Source organism: Herminiimonas sp. (assembly GCF_030645555.1).
Lineage (GTDB): Bacteria > Pseudomonadota > Gammaproteobacteria > Burkholderiales > Burkholderiaceae_D > Oxalicibacterium.
Map to the genome: position 1 here is coordinate 1 of NZ_JAUSME010000267.1, position 3,277 is coordinate 3,277.

General features: G+C 56.9%; 3 protein-coding genes. 2 read left to right on the forward strand and 1 reads right to left on the reverse strand.

What is annotated here, in order from left to right; all coding sequences use genetic code 11:
* A partial coding sequence (locus tag Q7T06_RS10355) for a DNA translocase FtsK (RefSeq protein WP_304784326.1) occupies positions 1-1,285 on the reverse strand: 1,285 nt, incomplete at its 3' end.
* A 287-nt stretch (positions 1,286-1,572) separates the two neighbouring features.
* Here Q7T06_RS10355 and trxB point away from each other — a divergent pair.
* Positions 1,573-2,526 (forward strand): thioredoxin-disulfide reductase, encoded by a 954-nt coding sequence (trxB, locus tag Q7T06_RS10360; protein WP_304784328.1) that lies wholly within the window; start codon positions 1,573-1,575, stop codon positions 2,524-2,526.
* Positions 2,527-2,623: 97 nt separating this feature from the next.
* Complete coding sequence (locus tag Q7T06_RS10365; protein ID WP_304784330.1) at positions 2,624-3,265, forward strand: Smr/MutS family protein; 642 nt, start codon at positions 2,624-2,626, stop codon at positions 3,263-3,265.
* Positions 3,266-3,277: the final 12 nt, after the last annotated feature.

Sequence of the window (3,277 nt, forward strand, 5' to 3'; positions counted from 1 at the left end):
TCGCCAGATCGGCGACCACCGGATTGCCAGCGATGTCCTTGCCCAGCGCAATAGTCAGGCTCGATGCGCTGTCGTTGTACACCTTGGAACTGATGATTTCGGTCAGGCGCACGATCTGCCGCTTCGGATTCGGCAACTCCAGCGCCATGTAATTCTTGCCAGGTATAGTCTCGACCACGCGTATCGAGGTCAGCGACAGCGAGCGTGCCAGATCGCGCGCCAGGCCGACAATCTGGCTGCCCTTGACGCCAGTGGCCGGATCGATTTCATAACGCGTGACTACCGGCCCCGGATAAGCCGCAACCACCTTGGCTAACACGCCAAAATCGGAGAGTTTTTTCTCGATCAGGCGGCTGGTGAATTCCAGCGTTTCTATACTGACGGTTTCCTGCGATTGCGGCGCTTCATCCAGCAGGGACAGCGGCGGCAAATTGGTATCCGGCAAATCATTGAACAGGGAAACCTGGCGTTCTTTTTCGACGCGATCCGATTTCGGCACCGCGATGATTTGCGGCTCGATACGGATCGGCGGCGCATCGACGATTTTTGCCCGCTCATGCACGACGACTTCTTCCCGCTTGACTGCGGCGACGACGCCGACCTTGCGATCTTCGCGCGCGCCGTACAGATTGCGGATCGCCTGGAATGTGAGTTCTATCGTTTCGCCTATGCGCTCGGCGACACCCAGCCATGAGACATGGAAGAACAGGCTGAAACCCAGGCCGAACAGCAACAGCAGCAACAGCGTCGCGCCCATGAAACCAAAGGCGTTTTGCGCCGCACTGCCGATCAATTCACCCAGCACGCCGCCAGGAGCGCGCGGCAATTCTGCCTTCAAGGAATACATGCGCAAATATTCGAGCGCCACGCTACCCGTAATCAGGAAGAAAAAGCCTATGCCGCGGATCAAGCCTTCCTGATGGTGCTCAGGCTCCGGTTCTTTTTTCAGCAGGAAGCGTTGCGACAGGCGGCGATAACCCAGCCATACCAGGCGCAGAAAGAATACGCACAACCACCATGCCGAGAAACCGAATATGAACAGCAGCAAATCCGCCAGCCACGCACCGGCACGACCGCCCAGGTTATGCAGCTTGGGCACCACATTCGCATGCGACCAGCCCGGATCGACCGGAGAGTAAGTCAGGAAAATCAGGACCAGGTAAAGTGTGACGGCAGCGAGGGCAAACCAGCGTGCCTCGGAGAGCAGTCGCACGAGTTTGCCGGGCAAGGGCTGGTCCTTGGCAGTGTCGGTCTTGCGGGTATAGGCTGGGCTTGTTTTATTCATAAATCCCGACGCGCTAGCGTCAATGTTAAACATGCGCACACCGCCTGAAATAGCGCGGCAATGGGCTCACATACAGGGTAAAAGCGGGCGTAAAGGCTGTTTCTGGCTGCAGCCCCTGTCCTGACGGCTGGTTCGTCTATAATCTTAACCAGTTTTTCCCTGTTACACCGAATAATTCAAGGTCAGCTTGAAATTTGATGCCGCAGCAACATATATATGCGACTGACACGTATTTTTAGCGACCCATACAGCATTCCCACTCACACCCTTTACGATCAATCATTCCTATGTCCAGCCCAAAACATGCGCACGTTTTAATTCTCGGCTCCGGCCCTGCCGGTTACAGTGCGGCAGTCTATGCTGCACGCGCCAATCTCAAGCCGGTGCTGATTACTGGCGTCGAACAAGGTGGTCAACTGATGACCACCACCGACGTGGAAAACTGGCCGGGCGATCCGCTGGGCGTGCAGGGACCGGAGTTGATGCAGCGCCTGTTGCAGCATGCCGAGCGCTTCAACACCGAAATCATCTTCGATCATATCCACACGACCAAGCTCGATGAAAAACCGATACGTCTGATCGGCGACATGGGTGAATACACCTGCGATGCATTGATCATTGCAACCGGCGCATCGGCGCAATATCTGGGCTTGCCGTCCGAGCAGGCATTCATGGGCAAGGGCGTATCGGCCTGCGCGACCTGCGACGGTTTTTTCTACCGCGAGCAGGAAGTGGCCGTGATCGGCGGCGGCAATACTGCGGTCGAAGAAGCGCTGTATCTTTCGAATATCGCGAAAAAAGTCACTGTCATCCATAGGCGCGACAAATTCCGCGCAGAAGCCATCCTGATTGATCGCCTGATGGCCAAAGTCGCTGAAGGCAAGATCGAGGTCAAGTGGAACCACCAGCTAGACGAAGTCACCGGCGACGACAGTGGCGTGACCGGCATCAACATCAAGTCGACCATAGACGGTAGCGTGACTCCGATCAAGCTGCACGGCGTTTTTGTCGCGATCGGTCACAAACCGAACACCAGCATCTTTGACGGCCAGCTGGATATGAACAACGGCTACATCAAGACCAGAACCGGGCTGGAAGGCATGGCAACCGCAACCAGCGTTGATGGCGTATTCGCTGCCGGCGACGTGCAAGACCACATCTATCGCCAGGCAATCACCAGCGCCGGCACCGGCTGCATGGCAGCACTGGATGCGCAACGCTATCTGGAAAGCCAGGAATAAGCGCATGACTGGCCGCACCGACAGCGCATACTGCGCATGTTGGTGCGGCACACTCATTGCGTAAGCACAAACTCAACATCCTTCTGGAAGTACCCTCATGCCTCCTCCCATCAAGGACTTTGCCGGACTCAAATCGCTGCAAAAGGATTTGAAGACGCAGGAAGAAGTGCGCAAGGCTGCTGAAGCTGCACGCATACAGGCTGAGAAAACTGCGCAACTCGAAGCCGATCTGTTCCGGCGCAGCATAGGCGCAGTCGCGCCGCTGACACCACCCGATAAATTGACCGTGAGCAGCCCGCGTCCGCTGCCGATCGCACGCCAGCGCATGGCTGACGAACAAGCGGCGTTGCAGGAATCGCTGTCCGACGATTTCACGATAGAAACCCTGCTCGAAACCGATGAGGCGCTGAGCTATGCGCGCAATGGCATAGGCCAGGATGTGGTGCGCAAATTGCGCCGTGGACATTGGGTCATCCAGAGCCAGCTCGATCTGCACGGCTTGCGTACCGATGAAGCGCGTGTAGCCCTGGGCGAATTTTTACGTGGTGCAGTCAAGCGCGGCATGCGTTGCGTGCGCATAATTCACGGCAAGGGACTCGGCTCGGTCAACAAGGAGCCGGTATTGAAAAACAAGGTGCGCAACTGGCTGGTACAAAAGGATGAAATCCTCGCCTTTTGTCAAGCCAGGGCTGCCGATGGCGGCGCCGGTGCGCTGATAGTGTTGCTCAAGGCAAGCTGAACCGCACCCCTG